A 20232-nucleotide genomic window follows, 5' to 3' on the forward strand; every position below is an offset into this window, starting at 1 on the left:
TTTTTCTGACTCATTTATTTAAAATATTTTACTCCCGATTCAAAAACTAACATATCCTGTTCCCCATAGATATTCATGGCAACGCCGTCTCCCCGCCGCTCGGAATGCGCCATTTTACCAAGGATTCTTCCGTCAGGACTTGTAATACCTTCAATTGCCATATAAGAGCCGTTTGGATTCCAGTCCTCAGCCATGGTCGGGCAGCCAGATGCATCTACATACTGAGTTGCCACCTGACCGTTTTGAATCAGTTTCTCCAGCCATTCCTCATTGGCAACAAACCGTCCCTCGCCATGAGAAGCGGGATTGCAGTAAACGCCGCCTAATTGGGCGCCGGATAGCCATGGAGACTTGTTGGAAACCACTTTTGTATAAACCATCTTGGAAATATGGCGTCCGATGGTATTCATGGCAAGAGTGGGGGAATCCTCTCTCTGTTTTGTAACAGCGCCTTCCGGTACCAGCCCCAGCTTGATCAGAGCCTGGAAACCGTTACAAATGCCTAACATCAATCCGTCTCTTTCTTCCATAAGCTTTGTGATTTCTTCTTTGATTGCCTCATTTCTAAATACTGCTGCGAAGAATTTGGCAGAACCGTCAGGCTCATCACCGGCGGAAAATCCTCCGGGGAACATCACGATCTGGGATTTACTGATCTGCGTTTTGTAGCACTCGATTGATTCCCGGATATCACTGGCAGTTAAGTTTCTAAATACACGGGTAACTACATTGGCACCCGCTTTTTCAAAGGCTTTTGTGCTGTCGTATTCGCAGTTTGTTCCCGGAAATACCGGTATAAATACGATCGGCTTTGCAACCTTGTTTTTGCAGACATAGACATTTGATGCCTCATATAATTTCTCAGCAGCCGTTTCCTCTTTTGCACCGGAATTGGTTGGGAAAACCTCCTCAAGGGTCTTTGTCCATGCGTGAATTGCCTCCTCTACGGAGATTGCAACTGCTCCATATTCAAACACTCCCTGATCCGTTACATTACCGATTACGGTATGAGGAATTGAAAGCTCTGCCATCTTATCAGCTGGAATTTCACAGACCAGATTTCCCCAGCCTGCCTCAAAAAGCTGTTCTGGTTTCACAGTGTCTTCCAGCTTAACACCAAGCTTGTTTCCAAATGCCATCTTGCTTACTGCTTCGCAGATACCATTGCTTTCCACTGCATAGGCTGAAATTACCCGTTTAGCCTTAATATTTTCAAATAATTTTCCGTAAAGGCCCATCACCTGTTCATATACCGGAAGATCATATTGGTCCTTTTGAATTTCAATCAGAACAAGTCTATTTCCCGGCTGTTTCAATTCTGGCGTAATAATGTGCTTATGGCTGGCAATATCCACTGCAAAGGAAACAAGGGTTGGAGGAACATCCACATCCTGGAATGTACCCGACATACTGTCCTTTCCGCCGATAGACGGCAGACCAAATCCCATCTGGGCATGGTAAGCACCTAAAAGAGCTGCAAAGGGCTGACTCCAGCGTGCAGGATCTTCAGACATGCGGCGGAAATATTCCTGGAAGGTGAAACGGATCTTTTTGTAATCACCGCCTGCTGCCACGATTTTAGCTACTGATGACAAAACTGCATAGATTGCACCGTGATAAGGACTCCAGCTGGATAAATAGGGATCAAAGCCATAGCTCATCATGGTTACGGTATCGGTGGTTCCCTGTTCCACAGGAAGTTTGGCTACCATAGACTGCGTCTCAGTCAGCTGATATCTGCCTCCATAAGGCATAAAGACACTTCCTGCGCCGATGGAACCGTCAAACATCTCCACCAGCCCCTTCTGGGAGCATACATTTAAACCGGAAAGCAGATTAAGCCAGGTACTCTTTACATCTTCCACTTCCTTCTTACCAAACACACTGCCTTCTTTTGACGGAACTTCTACGATAACCGACGCTTCCTGATGAGCCCCGTTGGTGTCTAAAAACCCACGGCTGATATCAACAATGGTTTTGCCTCTCCAGCTCATCACCAGCCTTGGTTCTTCCGTTACAACCGCAACTTCAACCGCCTCTAAATTCTCCTCTGCTGCGTAGGAAAGGAACTGATCCACTTGTTTTGGATCAATCACCACTGCCATACGCTCCTGGGACTCAGAAATAGCGATTTCTGTGCCGTCAAGTCCGGCATACTTTTTGGGAACCTTGTCCAGATCAATTTTAAGTCCCTCTGCCAGCTCTCCGATTGCCACGGAAACACCACCTGCACCGAAGTCGTTACACTTTTTAATGATACGGCTGACTTCTGCCCTGCGGAATAACCTCTGGATCTTTCTCTCTGTAGGAGCATTTCCCTTCTGAACTTCTGCACCGCAGGTTTCAATGGAATCCTCTGTATGAACCTTGGAGGAACCGGTCGCACCTCCGCAGCCGTCACGTCCCGTTCTTCCACCAAGCAGGATAATAATATCTCCCGGATCGGAAGTTTCCCGGATCACGTTTTTTCTGGGAGCTGCACCCATAACCGCTCCGATTTCCATTCTCTTTGCCACATAATTGGGATGATAGATTTCCTTTACATAACCGGTTGCAAGACCGATCTGATTTCCATAAGAGCTGTATCCTCTGGCTGCTCCTGTCACGATCTTTCTCTGAGGCAGCTTTCCCTTTAATGTTTCCTTTAAGGATCTTGTAGGATCAGCAGCGCCGGTTACACGCATGGCCTGATACACATAGGTACGTCCGGAAAGGGGATCCCTGATGGCACCGCCAAGACAGGTTGCCGCTCCTCCGAAAGGCTCGATTTCAGTGGGATGGTTGTGGGTCTCATTTTTAAAGTTTACCAGCCACTCTTCTTCTTTTCCGTCAATCTCCACCGGAACTACAATGCTGCATGCATTGATTTCATCCGATACTTCCAGATCCTCAAGTTTTCCTTCCAGACGAAGCTTTTTCATAGCCATCAAAGCCAGATCCATGAGACAGACAAACTTTCCGCTCTTTCCCTTTAATACTTCCTCCCGGTCAGAAAGATAACGCTGGTAGGTTGCTTCCATTGGCTTTTTATAGTCCCCGTCCGTAAATACCACGTCCTTTAACTCGGTCTGGAACGTGGTATGGCGGCAATGATCGGACCAGTAAGTATCAAGTACCCGGATTTCCGTCATGGTCGGATCTCTGTGCTCTTCATCCCTGTAATAATTCTGAATGTGGAGGAAATCCTGAAATGTCATGGCAAGGTTTAAGGATTGATATAATTCCTTCAGCTTTGACTCTTCCAGACTTTCAAATCCTTCAAATACAATCACATCCGCTGGTATGTCAAATACAGTAACCAGCGTTTGTGGTTTTGTCTCTTCTGCCTGCCTGGAATCCACCGGATTAATACAAAAGGATTTCACTTCCTCGGTCTGAGCGGTTGTAAGAGCGCCGGAAATGACATAAGTAACAGCCGATTTAATTACTGGCTCCTCATCTTCTTTGAGAATTTTCACACACTGCTCTGCAGAATCTGCTCTCTGGTCAAACTGTCCGGGAAGATATTCCACGGTAAAAACGGTATCTCCTTCTTTAACCGGAACTTCCTCTTCATAAACCAGGTCAAGCGCAGGTTCTGAAAAAACGGTAGTGAGAGCCAGTTTATAGGTCTCCTCTGAAATATTTTCCACATCATACCGAATCAGAACCCGCACATCCGTTACTGTGCCGATTCCCAGATAATTTGCGATTTCCTCTTTCAGTTCTCCTGCTTTTACGGCATAAGCTGCTTTTTTCTCAACGTATACTCTTCTTACACTCATAATTTCCTCCTTGTAAAGAATCCTTATGATCTATCAGGTCAGACTTCCCTGTTATTATCGTACAAATATCATACCATAAAACATATCAATTAGAGAAATTAATATATCTTATGTCATTGATCACTTTTATTAATAAAACGACGCCGAAATCATCTGGTTTCGGCATCGTTTCTTTATTGATTCTTATTATTTTTGCAATACAGATGCCTTGGCAGGCCATCGGTCATGATAGGAGTCAGTTCTGCCTGAATCAGAGGCCGGAGATAGTTTAAAAATTCATCTGTCACATAATCACCTGCTTCATTGATCCACTCTCTTGGAACCTTTTTCTCAATGTTTGCAACCTTATGGACATCGTAAATATCGGTGACACAGATATAAGGATCATCCGAGATCCGTTTTAAAATTACCATTTTACCTGTCTCACCCTCAAATGCCGCTTTCACAGCTGCCCCGCCTACCTGATAGGCCTCGGTAATATCCACTCTGGACACCATATGGGAAGCACATCGCTGGAGAGAACTGAACTCAATGGCTCTGGTCTTACAGCCGGTTTCTCTTGCAATCCGGCTTGCAAGATATCTGGCTGCACCGGTAAGCTGCCGGTGTCCAAAGGCATCCACATAATCCACGTTATCGGTCAGTTCACAGACATATCTGCCGTCTTCCACCCGGATTCCTTCCGAAATGGCTGCTACCACTGATTTTTTCTGTTTGTGAAGCCCGGCTATCTTCTTCATAAACTCTTCGATATCAAAAGGAATCTCCGGAAGGAAGATCATATCCGGCCCCTCACAGTCCTCGCACTTAGCCAGTGCTGCTGCACCGGTAAGCCAGCCTGCATTCCGCCCCATAATCTCAATCAGGGTCACATTCTGCTGGTCATACACCAGGCCATCCCGGATTACTTCCTTTGTAATGGATCCGATATATTTTGCAGCGCTTCCATAGCCAGGCGTATGATCGGTGGCTGCCAGATCATTGTCAATGGTTTTCGGAACTCCCATAAAACGGATCCGGCTGCCATTTAAAATAGAGTAATCGGACAGCTTCTTAATGGTATCCATGGAATCATTGCCGCCTATGTAGAAGAAATATTCAATCTCCATGTCTTCAAGTATGTGAAATATCTTCTTGTAAATCTCCTGGTCTTCATGAATCTCCGGCAGTTTAAATCTGCAGGAACCAAGATAAGAGGAGGGCGTCCGCTTTAACAATTCAATATCCAGATCACTTTTTATGTGTTCAGACAAGTCCACCACCCGGTTTTCAAGCAATCCCTGGATTCCATGAAGCATTCCATATACAATCTTCGCTCCTCTGTCCCTGGCCGTTTTATAGACTCCCGCAAGGCTGGAATTAATCACTGCGGTGGGTCCTCCCGACTGACCAACAATCACATTACCCCTGATTTCCTTCATAATTAACAGTTTCCTCCCTGATACTCTTTTTTGTAAGTACTTACAATTTTCTGATAATCATATCATAATATAGAGGGGTCATAAAATCAACCTAAGATAAATGATTCACAATTTTTCATTGTCTTACAACAGGAACAAAATCTTCCATATCTTTTTGCAGAATTACAAAATGACATATTTCGACATTTATCGTCATTTTTCATAATACTGCTTGAAAAAAAACAGTTTTTACAATATAGTAGTAAAGGATTTTTTTACGAAGGAGCGTTAATTGAATGGAACTTGATCAGCAGTTAAAAGATTTATCCCAGAAATACTTATTTGAAAGCACTCAGTATCAGACCGACGGTCAGAGCCCTAATCTGGAAGTTTGCTTACAGCTCAGGGAAAGCCACATTGATACCTTTATCCAGAAAGCTGGACAGCTTAATTCCCTTGTGGAATCCTGCGCCAATATGGTTGGTATCTTTGATACCGCCGCAGCGAAGGAGGAAATGCTTAAGACGACCATCCGCTGCAGCGGACGTGATAAGCTTTTTATCCGCACTACCCCTTCCATGATGAAAATTCTGGTTGAAACATTGTTTGATTAAAGATCAGGGAAAGCTTTCAAAGGCTTCCCCTTTTTTTATAGGCAGTTTTATGACGTTAAATGGGATATATCATTCTTTTCCACCACAGTAAAAATTTCAGTGAGAGGACTGTAATGAACGGTGGTAATGCTGGCATTTTCCACTATAATGCTCTCATCTTCTTCATCCGGCCCCAGCATGACAGAAACCAGACAGGCAAGAGTCGCTCCATGGGAAACCACTGCAATATCCTCTCTTCCACCGGTTTGTGTTATGATCTCCCTGATTGCTGTCTTACATCGCCGGAAGATTTCTTTCTCGCTTTCTCCTCCAGGGGGTGCCGCATGAGAAGGATCCATGACCCAGTGTCTGTATTCGCTTGGATAATTTTCCTCAATCTCTTTCCATGTCAGGCCTTCCCATACACCAAACTCCACTTCCATAAGCCGGGGCATGGGGATAATTTCTGCCTCCTGTTTGTCCGCAAGCGCCTCTGCCGTTGCCATCGCACGTTTCAGTGTACTGGAAAATATTTTTTTTACCGGTCTGGATTCCATACCAGCTGCCAGTAACTTTGCCTGTCTCAGTCCTGTTTCATTGAGAGGGATGTCATGGCTTCCCTGAATCTTCCCCTGTATATTCCAATCTGTCTGCCCATGGCGTATCAGATATATCCTCATCATTTTTCTCCTGGTATATTAAACTTCGTAGTCGTAGTCCTCTGAGTCGGTAATTTCCATCTCACTCATCTCTGCCAATGCCTCTAAATCTGCATTTTCCGCATTCAGACTCACTGCATCCATAGCCATCTTCATAATTCCCCGAATCTCATCCACACTCATCTTCATCTTGTCCGCCAGTTCCTCTACCGTTGCCTCACGTCCAAGTTCTGCAGCAAGGGTCTGGGCGATTTGCTGAAGTACGTTCACTCTGGCTGCCAGTTCCTCACCGGTCTGATCTGCAGACGCTTCTTCTTCTACAGCCAGTTCCAGTGCCTTCTTTATCTTTTCAGCCACATAGCTGTCAAATCCGTTCTCTCCGCCTGCCTTTGCATATTCTTCCACTGCCATTAACAGTGCCATATTGGCTTCCTGAACAAGATCCGATAACAGCACGCCTTTTCCGTCATACTCCTTGGCATACTCCAGAGCGGCTCTTAAATTTCCTTCTATCAGTCTCTTTTTCGCTTCCTGATTTCCATCTCTTAATTCTGAAATCAGCGTTAACTGTTCTTCTCCGGTACAGGGAGTGATCTCTCCCATCTCGTCTAAATACATCTGGTAAAAATTATCATGCATATTTTTTTCACTCCTTTATTTATCCTCACTTAAATCCTGTGCCCGTTACTATACCGCAGTCCAATTAATTTGTCAATTTCCTTTACAAATCATTCAATATTGTGATAGAATATCCATATATTTATAAGGAGGGCTAATGATGGATATTAATTATGAACTGTACAAGGTTTTTTATCATGTTGCCGCAACACTTAGCTTTTCTGAAGCCTCAAAACAGCTCTTTATTTCCCAGTCTGCAGTCAGCCAGTCAGTCAAGGTACTGGAGAAGAAATTAAACCAGACGCTCTTTATCAGAAGCACCAAGAAGGTTCAGCTCACTCCCGAAGGGGAGATTCTTTTAAAACACATTGAACCTGCTATTAATCTGATCCAAAAGGGAGAAAATCAGCTGTTAGAAGCCAATACCTTAAACGGAGGCCAACTGCGTATCGGAGCCAGTGATACCATCTGCCGCTACTTCCTGGTTCCCTATTTAAACAGATTCCACAAAGCCTACCCCAATGTACACATTAAGGTTACAAACCAGACCTCCATTGAATGCGCTCATCTGCTGGCCAATGGTCAGGTAGATTTCATCATCACCAATTATCCCAACTCGGGTCTTCTCAGTTCCCAGAAGTTTCGGGTGATCAATGAATTTTCAGATGTATTTGTGGCAAATCAGGAATACTTTCCATTAAAAGGGGAGACGGTTAATCTTCAGAAACTTCAGACCTATCCCATTCTTATGCTGGACCGGAAAAGCACCACAAGTGAATTTCTCCACCATATGTTCCAGAAGGAGCAGCTGGATTTAGTTCCTGAAATTGAATTAAGCAGCAACGATCTGTTAATCGATCTGGCACGGATCGGACTTGGAATCGCTTTCGTTCCCGATTTCTGCATTCCAAATAACGACAGGGATTTATTTCAGGTAAGGCTGACAGAAAAACTTCCCATACGCCAGATGGTTGTGGCCTATAATGAAAATATACCCGTTTCTCAGGCTTCCAGACAATTTATGGACATGCTCTGATACAAAACCTGGCTGCCGGCTGAACCTTCCGGCAGCTTTTTATTTTCATTTATCATAAACCATCAGGTAGATCCCCCATTTTTCCTCTTCAAAGGCAAAATCTTCTTTCTTAAACTGTTCCTCATGAAATCCCACTTTCTCATAACATCGTTTTGCTCCGGGATTGCAGTCAAATACATTAAGCGTGATCCGTTCCATTCCCAGAAAATCTTTGGCGTAACCCACTGCAAGAGAAACCATCTGTCCGCCCAGTCCCTGGCCCCGCAAGCTCTGGTCAATGACGATGAAACCAAGGTGAACGCTCTTCTTTTCATAATCCACTCTGGACATGCGGAAACTTCCCACCGGAATTCCCTTTTCATTTAACGCGGTAAAACCAAAAGAACGGGAATCCTTTTCCAGATCCCTGTAATAACGGTCCAGCTGATCAGCAGACAGTGGAAATGCAAAATGATCTCTGCACCACATACCAAGCATCCGGCGGTCTGTGAGCCAGTTTAGCAGATACGTTCCATCCTCTCTTTTATACGGTCGTAATCTAAGTGTGTATTCCATCCTCTTTCTCCTCCACTAACCGGTTGTCCCAAAACTGTCTGGCAACCTCTTTGGCACTCTTTAATTTCACTTCATAAAAGCTGTCCCATTCCCGGGGAAATAACGCCTGATATTCAGGCCGGGTAAAACGTTCGTCTAAAAGGGCAATAATCCCCTCATCCCTTGCTGTTCGGATGACTCTTCCGGCAGCCTGCATGACCTTGTTCATGCCAGGATACTGATAGGCATAATCAAAACCCTTTGACGACTTTTCTTCAAAATAATTCTTTAAAATCTCCTGTTCCGTACAGACCATGGGGAGTCCGGTTCCCACAATGATCACACCAATCAGTCTCTCCTCCTTTAAATCAATTCCTTCGGAGAAAACACCTCCCATCACACACAGACCCACAAAGGAATCATCCCGCTCTTTTGAAAATTCCATTAAGAACGCCTCCCTTTCCTGCTCGTTCATATGGGATGCCTGTGCAGAGCAGGTAACCGAGTCTCCATGGCTGATCCGTTCCGGCAAAATGGTCTCGATTTCTTTTAAATACTGATAAGATGGAAGAAAAACCATATAATTTCCTTTTTTCGCAGATACGATCATACTGATGTAATCAGCTACTTTCCGGTATTCGTTGCGGTTTCTTCTTGTGTAACGGCTGCTTACATCTGTTCCTACCATCAATAGACGCTTATCCTGATCAAAAGGTGAATGAGCATAGACAGCATAATCCTCCTGATCTCCGCTTAGCAGTTCCTTATAATAGGAAACCGGAAGAAGGGTTGCAGAAAAAAACACGGTGCTGTTCCCTTTTTTCAGACACTCCTGCAGATTCTTAGACGGATTTACGCAAAAAAACCGTAGCATAAATCGCCCATCGGACATGAGTTCTGTATAAATCCGGTAATTCTCATCAAGACGGTCATAAATATTAAGAAGCTTCCTCAAATCAAAGAAGAAATCCAATACCAGATCCCTGTCTCCAAATTCGGAATTTTTCTCCATAAACAGTTCCATTTCCCCAAATAAACTCATGACACTGGTAATAAAGAAACGGACATCTTCCAAAATGTGATACCCCTCACACTGGCGTTTCATTTCCAGCAGCTCTTTGTTGCACCGGTCAAGTAAACGGCCTATTTTTTCGTTCATGGGCTTTATTATCTTTTTAATAAGAAGAAAGTCCTCTTTCCAGATGGATGCACTGTACATTTCCCTGGCTCTTGGAACCAGGTTATGGGCCTCATCCACCAAAAATAAATACTCTCCGGTAATCCCTTCTGAGAAATATCGTTTCAACCGGACATCAGGGTCAAAAACATAATTATAATCACAGATCACCCCATCCACCCAGTTGCTGATATCCAGGCACAACTCAAAAGGACAGACACGGAATTCTGTAGCATAACGCAATATTACATCTCTGGTAATGCCAAATTCGTTGTGAATGATATCATAGACACAATCACCTACACGGTCAAAATGTCCCTTGGCATAGGGGCATGCATCGGGATTGCAGTCCGGCTTATCCAGAAAACAGAGTTTTTCCTTGGCTGTAATGGTGACTGTACTGAAATAAAGGCCTTTTTCCCTAAGAATATCAAAGGATTCTTCCGCAACTCCCCTTGTAATGGTTTTTGCCGTTAAATAAAAGAGTTTATCCCCCAGTCCCTCTCCAATGGACTTTACAGCCGGAAAAACGGTGGAAAGGGTCTTCCCGATTCCGGTGGGAGCCTGAATAAATAAATTCCGTTTTCTTTGAATGCTGCGAAATACCGATACCGCCAATTCCCGCTGTCCCTGGCGGTAGGGATATGGAAACTCCAGTTCCCGGATTGATTCATCTCTTCTGATTCCATGGCTGTATAAATACCTGGCCCATTTCACATATTCATGAATCAGTCCCTGAAACCAGGCTTCCAGCTCATCAAAGGACTTCTCTGTCTGAAAGCGGCGGATCTCTTCTGTCTCTATATTGCAGTAGGTCACCTGCATCACTGCCCCGTCCCTCTGCTTATCAAAACAGTAAAAATATCCGTAACACATGACCTGGGCCAGATGAACAGGAAAGGGCTCCTCCAGATAAGACAAATCCAGATAGATTCCTTTGATTTCATCTATGATCAGCTCGTCCGGTTTATCAATGATCCCATCCGCTCTGCCTTCCACCAGAATCTGAAACTGATCTTCCTCTACCACATGTTTCAATGTTACCTCGGCTTTATAATCCGCTCCCATACGGCGCTGAATCTTTCTGTGAATCCGGCTGCCTTCCTGCATGGCATTCTTCTCCGCAGCAAAATTATGGCGGTTATCCAGGTCTCCGGAACGCAGCACAAATTCCACCAGATTCCTGACGGATATACTTAAGATCTTTTTTTCTTCCTGCTCCATTCCGGTTCCTCCTTCCTGCAATCCATACCCCGTTCACTGATGAAAAAAGGGAACTGCATACCATATGGCTGCAATTCCCTCTTTTTCGTTGCTTTATCGTTTATGCTGCTGAGCTGTTTTCCGGAGCTAATTTTTTTAAGTATTTTTCAAATTCTGCATCTGCTCCGTTTAACTGGACAGTAAGAATCTGGGATAAATCCAAGCTTAAAACACCTAATATAGACTTTGCGTCAATAATTACTCGATTGTAAAATACGTCTATGTCGAAATTACACCTGGAAGCAGCAGCAACAAACATTTTGGCCTCAGCAACTGTTGGCAATATAATCTTAAACTGTTTCATGAGCAGACTCCCTTTTCTATAATAGCTATGAAGTACTTATAACATGTTTGACGTCATTTGTCAAATTCTGTTTCATATAAGATTATATTGCATGTTTTTGTGCATTATTTGTAATTCGCACAAGAAAAACTTGTGAGAATTAAGCATCTTTTTACTAAGACAAATTATTTAGAAGGAATTTTCTTTGCATCGCCCTTTTTTCATAATTCAAATTCACTATTTTTATGTTATATTTTTATCAAAAACGCCAAACAAACCGCCTGGATTTAAGCGGATTAATAGATTCATTTTACCACAAACAATTATTTATGAACAGCAAAATTATTTTTTTATTCTCTTAATGAAAATGTGGAAAGTTAAGTTTGTTAAGTCTCAAATTTTTTATTTTTTTAAAAAAACTGTTGCAATATAAAATGTTCTATGCTATACTTTCAAAGTGCTCGAGTGAGCAGGTAATTCAACCATCTAGGGGAATAGTTCAATGGTAGAGCAACGGTCTCCAAAACCGTAAATGGGGGTTCGAGCCCCTCTTCCCCTGCTAAGTTATTATCGTAAAAAATCCTGAATCAATCATGGCAATAGCATTAAGTCAAGAAAATCCCACATCACAGTTTTGTGATGTGGGATTTTTTTGACTTAAAGATATTGATAGATAAATGAAAAAATGCGACATGGTTTAGAACTTCCGGTTAGTTGAAGCCTATGCCCGGATTAACCGGTAATTTTCCGGATTCTGATAATCCTTCCCGCAACCATCATCATGATAGTACTGATAAACTGCATCAGTCTTCACATAGGAAACCACCTGCAGATTTTCAAAATCAACTTCTTCTACATTTTCACCTCCTGTTGACAGCGGTAAGATATGATCCGGTCTAAGGAAAAACACAATGGAATCCATAGGAACATCAATATAATGCCAGCCTTTCTCTAAGACAGTACCATCAAGCTCTTCTCCTTCTCCCAGCGTAATCATCTTCATATCTTCGGGCAGATATACATTCCGGCCTTTCGCATTCTGTGTATAGACAGGCGCAATCATCACACTCTCTCCTACCATAAGCTGATCCTCAGATCGTACAGCCATCTCATCATCCGGGTAATCAAAGGACAACGGACGGAAGTAAAGCTCATCTTCTAGAGCTGCCTTCATATATTCACTGTAGAGATATGGAAGCAGCCGGTATCTTGCTTCAATTAGCTTTTTCATGCCTTCTGTCCCTATAAACTGATACAACTCCTGTTCTCTGGTCCCCTGGGCAGAATGATTTCTCATAAGCGGTGTGAATACACCAAATGCCAGCCAACGTTTAACCAGATCTTCTGTTGTATCCGATCCAAAGCCTCCTATATCTGCACCGGTATAAAGAATTCCGCACATATTTAAAGAAGGCATCATTTGAATATTCAAAAGCAGATGAGACCACCAGGACTTATTATCACCGGTCCATATACCGCCATAACGGTGCATCCCAATATAAGACGATCTGGAAAACATCAGAATCCGTTTGTCCGGTTCATACTTTTCAAAAGCTTCTCCGGCTGCTCTCGTCATATAATAGCCATACAGATTATGTACCTGGTCGTGTCGTACCTTTTTTCCATGAACGTTGTGGTAGAACCGTTTATAGTCCTCTTCACTGTTCGGAATTCCTTTGATCAGATCCTGGAATGCGAACCAATCGTTTAAATCCATATTATCGTTTTGCTTAAACAGCTCAATATCCTCAAAGACTTTTTTCAAATGCACATCGGTATAGAATATGGCAGGCTCATTCATATCATTCCAGAATCCCTCAATTCCCTGATCCATGAGATATTTGTATTTATCACCAAACCATTCTCTTGCTTTTTCATTGAGAACATCTGGAAAATGAGTCCTTCCCGGCCATACTGCCGTTACAAAATCATTGCCGTCTTCGTCCTTGCAAAAATAATTGTTGGCTGCCCCCTCTTCATAGACCTGGTATCCAGGCTCGATCTTTACACCTGCATCAATAATTGGAACCAGATGGATTTTCTGCTCCTTCATTTCTTTAACAAAGGCCGGGAAGTCTGCAAATGCCTTTTTATCTACCGTAAAATCTTTATATCGTTCCATATAGTCAATATCCAGATAGATACTGTCGATGGGGATGTTATTTTCCCTGTACCGTTTTGCCACAGTTCTTACCTCATCTGCCGTCTTATATCCCCAACGACTCTGACCGTATCCAAATGCCCATAATGGTGGAATATAACTCCGTCCGATCAGCTGACGAAATTCTTTTATTATAGAAGAAACAGATTCTCCATCTATTACATAGATATCCAGATCTGTTCTTTCCGGGATGATTCGGATTTCGTCCAGCCTGCTAAAACCAACATCGAAGGTTATTTTTCCTGGAAAATCCACAAAAATGCCAACAGCTCTTTTTCCCTTTAATACAAAAAAATTATGTGCTCCGTACAGACTATGTTTATCTTCCTGATGGAGCGGATCATCGTTGCAATTGCTGATATATTTCCAGCCCCGTTTATTGATACCCCGCACCTGCTCCCCAAGCCCGTAGACGATATCGTTTTCTTCCATATCAAAGCGAAAGATCAACGAATCCCCCTTCTGCTCATAAGGGCATAGTTCATTTTCTGAAATAATGTTCTTTACTACTGCTTCTGTCTGGAAAGGTGTTCCATATGTATATCTCTTTATCATATCCTTTACTCCTCATAATTCATTTGATATTCTGCACTTATTTTACTGCTCCTGCCACGACGCCGTTCATGATCCACTTTTGGCAGAACAGATACACAATTAAAATCGGCACGATCACCATCAGGTAGGAAGCAAATGCAAGATTGTAATTTACAGAGAACTGACTCTTAAACACAAACTGAGCCAGCTGCAAAGTCTGTTGATTCTTATCACTTAATAATACCAGGGGCATGGTGAAGTCATTCCACGTCCACATAAAGGAAAGGATGGCAACCGTAGCCGTAGTTGGTTTTAATACGGGAAAAATTACATAAGTGAATATTTGAAGCGGATTCGCTCCATCTATTTTTGCTGCTTCATCAAGGGCTTCAGGAATATTTTTTACTGCCCCGCTGTAAATAAAGGTATTCATTGGCAACCCAAATACAATATACAAAAATGTAATTCCAAAAATATTATCCAGGTGGAAATAATTAATCTGTACTACCAGAGGAAGCATTATGACACAGAAAGGGATAAACATGGCACTGACAAAATAGTAATACATGATGCCGAAAAACACATGTTTTTTTCTGTTTCGTGTTATGGCATACGCTACAAAAGAATTGGTAATCAACGTAAACATCAGGTTTATCAATGTGATAAATGAAGTATTAAAGAACTTACGCGGGTATTGTGTCATATTCCATGCATCAGAAAAATTCTGCAGTCTGATTTTCTTTGGCAGAGCCAGCACCTGATTCATATCTGACGGATCTTTAATTGCAATTATTAATGTCAGATAAAGGGGAAGCAGTATGATGATCAATGCGCCCACTAGCAACAGTACTGTTACGAAATCATTTGATTTACGCTTCATCCAATTTTATCCTCCCTTTTCTCCAGAATTCTTAATTGGAATACAGAAACGGCGACGACAACGAGGAATAATACGACTGCATTGGCCATCTGGTAGGAAAACTGACCTCCTCCAAATCCCTTTTTATAGATCAATACTGCGATTGAAGTAGTGGTAGTTCCCGGACCACCATCTGTCATTGCCATAATCTGATCGTATACCATCAGATAGCCTTTGGCCGCAAGAACCATATTAATGGTAAAGGATGGTGCCAGCAACGGAAACGTAATCCTGGAAAATCTTCGGAAACCATTCGCTCCGTCTAATGCTGCTGCCTCATATACATCTGTGTCAACAGATTGGAGACCGGATATGTAAATCAGCGTATTAAATGCACAGCCACTCCATATGGTGACTATAACGATTCCCCAGATTGCACTGGTGGTCCCCAGAATATTTACGCTAAGACATTCTATGCCCAGGGTCTGCCCCAGCGCCGGAATCAAATTTGCAAAAATAAAGTTGAAGATGAAGCCCACGATGATGCTTCCAAGCATATACGGTAGAAAGTAAACACCTTTTAAAAAGTCCTTGAACCGGATATTTGCATTTAAGGCACAGGCCAGAGCCAGGCTGATGACATTCACCAGTATGGTACAGATAATTGCAAATTGAAACGTAAATTCATACGCGTGAATGGTGTCACCATCCCGGAAAATCTGCAAATAATTGCGCAATCCAACAAAATTCCAGGCACCGTAACCCTTCCAGTCTGTAAAGCTGTAAAAAACGCCCTTCAGAAAGGATACGGTATGAAACAGGAAAAATAATCCTGCCATGACTCCTACGATGATAAAATATATTAGATCTACTGATATTTTTTCCTTTTTCATTTTAAGGCCTCATCTGCTATTCTACATTGGCTATATCATATTTTTTATCGCAATCAGCAAGAAAAGCCGCACTATTTTTTGCATCATCCATTCCATTTACATAGTTTAAAGAATATTCTGATAAAATGGCAGAAAGATTAAACGCCATTGGATAATAATGATCGGGGAAGTTTGCCACCTTTCCATTTTCGATATCCTTTTTCACACCTGCCACACGAGCATCAGTCTGTTCAATACCTTTTACTGCCGAGAATGCAAACTGATTCTCGATATAGGTTTGGGCATTTTTCTTCTCCAGTAAAAATGCCAGGAATTCCTTTGCAATATCCAGGTTTTTAGAATCTTTATTAACACAAAACAGCACATCTACACCGGAGGTCACATAATTCCTTGACTGATCATTGGAAGCAGGGAGGGCAAACATATCTACATGAAAACTGGAATTCGCATTGGTAAACTGATTAATCGCCCAGTTTCCATTGATCATCATAACACCTTTTCCATTGGCAAATGCCTTATTGCCATCATCATAGGTGGTTCCCATAAAATCCTTTTGTGCATGTTTTAACAATTCCAGATATTTTTCTGCAATTTCCTGATGGGTGGCTGCAAAGGTTGTTGTCCCTACACGCCGTTCATCGGTAAATCCTTTTGGCTGCAGGTCAGGTGCCATACTGTTCCATGGACAAAGTCCGGTCCAGGCATCTTTAAAGGTGAATAAAAACGGTTCCTCTCCGGCATCTTCAATCGTTTTGACCACCTTCATAAATTCATCCCAGGTCTTTGGTATCTCCAGATTCAGTTCTTTAAACTTATCTGTGTTATAGAGTACACCGGAGGCATTGGCCGCATAGGGGACTGCATAAGGGATTGCTTCTTTTCCCTTCTGTACATCGTAAACCATCTGCATATAAGATTCCTGAATGCCATCTATATAACTTTCACCGCTTAAATCTGCCAGCACACCAGCCGACTGTACCTCTGTATAATTATTATCACCGCCCAATGCCATGATATCCGGAACATCATTTTTCGCCAGCCTGGTCTTTAATACGGTTCCAGGATCGGCAGGTGTATTTAATACGATTTTTACACCACTGTCCGTATGCTCCTGATTGAACGTATCTACGAAGGATTGCAGGACAGCTGCATTTTCTGATTTGGATGAAAAAAATTCTATCTCTTTTTCTTTCTTCCCGCATCCGGCCAGTACCACAGAAGTTAAAGCCAACACAACCATAGTTCCCATTACAGTGATTTTACGTTTCATTTTGATAGTCCTCCCTTATATTTTAGTTATGCGCATAACCTACGGATATAAAATAACACAGGCATATTGCCTGTGTCAATAAGTTATGCGCATAACCATCAATTTAGCTTAATATACTATTTATATTTTGTGCACTTTTTTACAATTAAGGCTTAATGCGTTTCACGGACTCCCGCTCAATAAGCTGAACAGGAAGGATCCATTCCTGCCTTTCTTCCTGATTAATCAGGCTCAGCAGCGCCATAACCGCCATCTCTCCTTTTTTTTCTATGCTTTGATGCATTGTAGTGAGTCTGGGTTTTGCCAACCGTGCATATAAAAGATCATCAAATCCAGTTACTGAGATGTCTTCCGGAATCCGGAATCCCATATCCCGCAGAACCGAACAAGCTTCCAACGCATAGAAATCCGATGCAAAAAACAGTGCCGTGTGCTGTTGGAACAATGGCAGCATCTTTTCTATCTGTTCCATACGCTCCTGATAGATGGGGGATAAGATGATGTGCTGGTTCTGTAAAACCTCTATTGCGCTTTCCCGCAGCGCTTTCTTAAACCCAAGCCACCGGTAATGGTCTACTCCCCGGTCATTGTCAGCCAGCATTAGAATCTTTCGATGTCCCATTAAGGTCAGATATTTCCCTATCTGATAACCTCCATCAAAATCATCGGTCATGATATTAATATAATTGTTTTTTCTGTTAATATAGGTATCTACGGATACAATCGGCTTTTCACAGTGCTCATGAAGACTTATAAGAAAATCTTCCTGAAGATTACAGGCGATAAGACCATCCAGATTCCAGGCTATGGTCTGCCGGATAATTTCTTTTACATCCGGTACGGTAATCATCAACATGAAATGATGATTCAGTTTAATAAACTGATCCAGATATCCTACCAGTTCGCTATAATAAGGATCAGCCAGCGCAGGCCTGCTGTCCTCTTCTTTATTCTGAAGGATCACACCAATAATACCGGACCGTTCCTGTGCCAGCATCAGGGCGCTCATACTAGGCACATATCCCATCTTACTGACTGCTTCTTCAATTCTTTTTCTGGTTTTATCTGAAACTCTCTGTTCTTTTCCATGTATCACATTGGAAACGGTGGTGGTACTGACTCCCACGTACTCTGCTATATCCTTAATCCTGACCATAATAATTTCTCCAATTCTGCATTATGAGATTTATTCTTCAGATTGATCCCTCTTCCTGGTTTATAGAATCGTGCAACCAATACAGTTTCATTATAGAACAGAAGGTAAAATAAATAAATAACTTATATAACAATTTGTATTTTTTCCCAATATTCTATTCTTTCCTGGCAAATAGCGTTATAATATAATAATGGAGAAACATCGCAGGGGTTAAAGGATTGGAGTATATGACAGGGAAGCGGTTTATGGATATTTTTACTAAGGTGAGGGTACAGAAGCAACTGTATCTGTTCTTTTTTATTGCCATTTTTATTCCGGTTACAACGGTTGGCGGTTATCTGATCTGCCATACCCGAGCCCAGTTGTTCGATCACTATTCCAAGCAGACTTATTCCGATAATCTCCGTATAAAATCCCTAATCCTTGATCTGACAGGAAATATCTACAACAAGTCCCAGACACTGGTCTCTGACCAGAACTTAATCAAACTGCTAAGTACACAATACTCTACTCCAGACGAAAGCAGGACAGCTATTCATGCTTATAATGGGATTGAAACACTTCTTTCTGGTGACGCCTCACTCCGCAGCATTGACGTGTATACCTGGAATCCCACCATTGCAGACAGCACGCACATTCATCCCTTTACGGACACCAACCAGAAACAACCATGGTTTAAGCGTGCCTGTTCCTCCGTGACCCCTTTTTGGACAGAGGAACTGGAGAAAAGCAAGCGATATGGTACGGAGACGCAAAATCTATGCCTATATACCCGCATCTTTCTGCCAAAGAATCACAGCTATGCCATTTTAAAGCTTACAGTCAGCAGCAATCATATCCGAAACCGCATTGAAAACAGTTCCATGCATACCGTCATATGGCTTAATAACGAAGGCATATTCTATACCAGTGACAAGCAGGCAAAAACTGCCGGACTAGAGGGATACGGTTATGATACTGGAGGAACTGGCACGTATTCAGGGAATATTAAGTTGGATAATGAAATCGTCATCGGCACCATTTCATCACTCTCTGCGTTCTACTGTGAGGACAACTTTTATATGGCCTCCTTAAGCTATGAAGGTTATCCATATCTTAATCGGATTACCGGCATTTATATCGTAATACTGAGTATGGTCCTCATTATAACCAGTGTATTTATTTGTGTATTCTCTCATTATTTCAGCCTCCGTATTGTTACACTTCGGGAAAGCATGCATAAAGCCAGCCAGGGAGACTACGAAATTACAGACAGTTTCCACGGCACAGATGAAATCTCTGATGTATTTTTTGATCTGAAGCTGATGATACATGAGATTCTAAAAAAAGAGACTTCATTTTATCAGGCGCAGCTTAAAACTCAGGACTTAATTAATAAACAGCAGCAAATGGAATTTAAAATGCTCTCTTCACAGATCAATCCCCACTTTCTTTACAATACACTGGAAACCATACGCATGCGCTCACTGAAAGCCGGCAACACAGAAGTAGCAAATGGAATTAAACTCTTAGGTAAATCCATGCGCTATGTATTGGAAAATACCACTACTTCCGTCACTTCCCTTGCTGGGGAGCTGGATTACATCGAGACTTACCTGGGTATTCAGAAATTAAGATTTCATGACCGGGTCAATTATTTCCTGAAAAAACACCATGAATTAAATCTCCAGGATTACCAGATTATCCCCCTGCTCTTACAGCCAATTGTTGAAAATGCACTCCTTCATGGACTGGAGGATGTAGAACAGAACGGGAAAATCATTGTGAAGATCTGCCTGAGAGAGGAAAAACTGCGCATTCAGATATTTGATAACGGCTGCGGAATGACTGCAAAGGAACTGGAGCAGATCAACCTGGGGATCGGTCAGCCCCCCTGCGACTCTTCCCACGGGATCGGTCTTTATAATATCAATCAGAGAATCCAGCTTTACTATGGATCTGAATTTGGTCTGGACATCAAATCAAAGAAATCAATGGGAACCCTGGTAACAATGGTAATACCCGCACAAAAATATATGGGAGGGACTTAAAT

15 protein-coding genes and 1 tRNA gene are annotated in these 20232 nt (G+C 42.4%); 4 read left to right on the top strand and 12 right to left on the bottom strand.

Annotated elements, in window-relative coordinates; translation table 11 throughout:
- Nucleotides 1-14 precede the first annotated feature (14 nt).
- The gene (locus tag BXY41_RS10645; RefSeq protein WP_104436826.1) at nt 15-3764 is read right to left on the bottom strand and encodes a phosphoribosylformylglycinamidine synthase; all 3750 of its coding nucleotides are present in this window, start codon (nt 3762-3764) and stop codon (nt 15-17) included.
- Between the two features lie 173 nt (nt 3765-3937).
- A complete protein-coding gene (locus BXY41_RS10650) occupies nt 3938-5185 on the bottom strand; it encodes a 6-phosphofructokinase (protein WP_104436827.1) in 1248 nt (415 codons plus the stop codon).
- 275 nt (nt 5186-5460) lie between these two features.
- Here BXY41_RS10650 and BXY41_RS10655 point away from each other — a divergent pair, with 275 nt between their 5' ends.
- Nucleotides 5461-5778: a hypothetical protein gene (locus tag BXY41_RS10655; protein ID WP_104436828.1), complete on the top strand. Its 318-nt coding sequence runs from the start codon at nt 5461-5463 to the stop codon at nt 5776-5778.
- 47 nt (nt 5779-5825) lie between these two features.
- Here BXY41_RS10655 and BXY41_RS10660 read toward each other — a convergent pair whose 3' ends face one another.
- Nucleotides 5826-6440: a histidine phosphatase family protein gene (locus tag BXY41_RS10660; protein ID WP_242980162.1), complete on the bottom strand. Its 615-nt coding sequence runs from the start codon at nt 6438-6440 to the stop codon at nt 5826-5828.
- A gap of 15 nt (nt 6441-6455) precedes the next feature.
- Nucleotides 6456-7055: a sigma-70 domain-containing protein gene (locus BXY41_RS10665; protein WP_104436830.1), complete on the bottom strand. Its 600-nt coding sequence runs from the start codon at nt 7053-7055 to the stop codon at nt 6456-6458.
- A 139-nt stretch (nt 7056-7194) separates the two neighbouring features.
- On the opposite strand from BXY41_RS10665, the gene BXY41_RS10670 reads away from it, so the two are divergent.
- Entirely contained in the window at nt 7195-8070 is an 876-nt protein-coding gene (locus BXY41_RS10670) for a LysR family transcriptional regulator (RefSeq protein ID WP_104436831.1), read from the top strand.
- A gap of 45 nt (nt 8071-8115) precedes the next feature.
- Here BXY41_RS10670 and BXY41_RS10675 read toward each other — a convergent pair whose 3' ends face one another.
- The 3 genes from BXY41_RS10675 to BXY41_RS10685 form a co-directional block, all read right to left on the bottom strand.
- Entirely contained in the window at nt 8116-8625 is a 510-nt protein-coding gene (locus BXY41_RS10675) for a GNAT family N-acetyltransferase (RefSeq protein WP_104436832.1), read from the bottom strand.
- Nucleotides 8609-11005 carry an ATP-dependent DNA helicase gene (locus BXY41_RS10680; RefSeq protein WP_104436833.1) on the bottom strand — a complete coding sequence of 799 codons (2397 nt, stop codon included), beginning with the start codon at nt 11003-11005 and terminating at the stop codon, nt 8609-8611. The genes BXY41_RS10675 and BXY41_RS10680 overlap by 17 nt, the downstream gene beginning before the upstream one ends.
- A 100-nt stretch (nt 11006-11105) precedes the next feature.
- Nucleotides 11106-11348 carry an HPr family phosphocarrier protein gene (locus BXY41_RS10685; RefSeq protein ID WP_104436834.1) on the bottom strand — a complete coding sequence of 81 codons (243 nt, stop codon included), beginning with the start codon at nt 11346-11348 and terminating at the stop codon, nt 11106-11108.
- A gap of 467 nt (nt 11349-11815) precedes the next feature.
- Here BXY41_RS10685 and BXY41_RS10695 point away from each other — a divergent pair.
- Nucleotides 11816-11886, top strand: a tRNA-Trp gene (locus tag BXY41_RS10695).
- A gap of 162 nt (nt 11887-12048) precedes the next feature.
- On the opposite strand, the gene BXY41_RS10700 is transcribed toward BXY41_RS10695, so the two are convergent.
- The 5 genes from BXY41_RS10700 to BXY41_RS10720 form a co-directional block, all read right to left on the bottom strand.
- A complete protein-coding gene (locus BXY41_RS10700) occupies nt 12049-14043 on the bottom strand; it encodes a glycoside hydrolase family 31 protein (protein ID WP_104436836.1) in 1995 nt (664 codons plus the stop codon).
- Nucleotides 14044-14080: 37 nt separating this feature from the next.
- Entirely contained in the window at nt 14081-14902 is an 822-nt protein-coding gene (locus BXY41_RS10705; RefSeq protein ID WP_104436837.1) for a carbohydrate ABC transporter permease, read from the bottom strand.
- On the bottom strand, nt 14899-15774 hold the full coding sequence (locus BXY41_RS10710) for a carbohydrate ABC transporter permease (RefSeq protein ID WP_104436838.1): 876 nt from the start codon (nt 15772-15774) through the stop codon (nt 14899-14901). Before BXY41_RS10710 ends, BXY41_RS10705 begins: the two co-directional genes overlap by 4 nt.
- Nucleotides 15775-15790: 16 nt before the next feature.
- The gene (locus tag BXY41_RS10715; protein ID WP_104436839.1) at nt 15791-17044 is read right to left on the bottom strand and encodes an ABC transporter substrate-binding protein; all 1254 of its coding nucleotides are present in this window, start codon (nt 17042-17044) and stop codon (nt 15791-15793) included.
- Between the two features lie 145 nt (nt 17045-17189).
- Nucleotides 17190-18200 carry a LacI family DNA-binding transcriptional regulator gene (locus BXY41_RS10720; protein WP_104436840.1) on the bottom strand — a complete coding sequence of 337 codons (1011 nt, stop codon included), beginning with the start codon at nt 18198-18200 and terminating at the stop codon, nt 17190-17192.
- A 245-nt stretch (nt 18201-18445) separates the two neighbouring features.
- On the opposite strand from BXY41_RS10720, the gene BXY41_RS10725 reads away from it, so the two are divergent.
- A complete protein-coding gene (locus tag BXY41_RS10725; RefSeq protein ID WP_170072316.1) occupies nt 18446-20230 on the top strand; it encodes a sensor histidine kinase in 1785 nt (594 codons plus the stop codon).
- The last annotated feature ends 2 nt before the right edge of the window (nt 20231-20232 follow it).

This window comes from Lacrimispora xylanisolvens (assembly GCF_002934545.1).
Lineage (GTDB): Bacteria > Bacillota > Clostridia > Lachnospirales > Lachnospiraceae > Lacrimispora > Lacrimispora xylanisolvens.

Coding starts and splice junctions, on each gene's coding strand:
- BXY41_RS10645 (WP_104436826.1), bottom strand. CDS start 3,764: ATGAGTGTAAGAAGAGTATACGTTGAGAAAAAAGCAGCTTATGCCGTA.
- BXY41_RS10650 (WP_104436827.1), bottom strand. CDS start 5,185: ATGAAGGAAATCAGGGGTAATGTGATTGTTGGTCAGTCGGGAGGACCC.
- BXY41_RS10655 (WP_104436828.1), top strand. CDS start 5,461: ATGGAACTTGATCAGCAGTTAAAAGATTTATCCCAGAAATACTTATTT.
- BXY41_RS10660 (WP_242980162.1), bottom strand. CDS start 6,440: ATGATGAGGATATATCTGATACGCCATGGGCAGACAGATTGGAATATA.
- BXY41_RS10665 (WP_104436830.1), bottom strand. CDS start 7,055: ATGCATGATAATTTTTACCAGATGTATTTAGACGAGATGGGAGAGATC.
- BXY41_RS10670 (WP_104436831.1), top strand. CDS start 7,195: ATGGATATTAATTATGAACTGTACAAGGTTTTTTATCATGTTGCCGCA.
- BXY41_RS10675 (WP_104436832.1), bottom strand. CDS start 8,625: ATGGAATACACACTTAGATTACGACCGTATAAAAGAGAGGATGGAACG.
- BXY41_RS10680 (WP_104436833.1), bottom strand. CDS start 11,005: ATGGAGCAGGAAGAAAAAAAGATCTTAAGTATATCCGTCAGGAATCTG.
- BXY41_RS10685 (WP_104436834.1), bottom strand. CDS start 11,348: ATGAAACAGTTTAAGATTATATTGCCAACAGTTGCTGAGGCCAAAATG.
- BXY41_RS10700 (WP_104436836.1), bottom strand. CDS start 14,043: ATGATAAAGAGATATACATATGGAACACCTTTCCAGACAGAAGCAGTA.
- BXY41_RS10705 (WP_104436837.1), bottom strand. CDS start 14,902: ATGAAGCGTAAATCAAATGATTTCGTAACAGTACTGTTGCTAGTGGGC.
- BXY41_RS10710 (WP_104436838.1), bottom strand. CDS start 15,774: ATGAAAAAGGAAAAAATATCAGTAGATCTAATATATTTTATCATCGTA.
- BXY41_RS10715 (WP_104436839.1), bottom strand. CDS start 17,044: ATGAAACGTAAAATCACTGTAATGGGAACTATGGTTGTGTTGGCTTTA.
- BXY41_RS10720 (WP_104436840.1), bottom strand. CDS start 18,200: ATGGTCAGGATTAAGGATATAGCAGAGTACGTGGGAGTCAGTACCACC.
- BXY41_RS10725 (WP_170072316.1), top strand. CDS start 18,446: ATGGATATTTTTACTAAGGTGAGGGTACAGAAGCAACTGTATCTGTTC.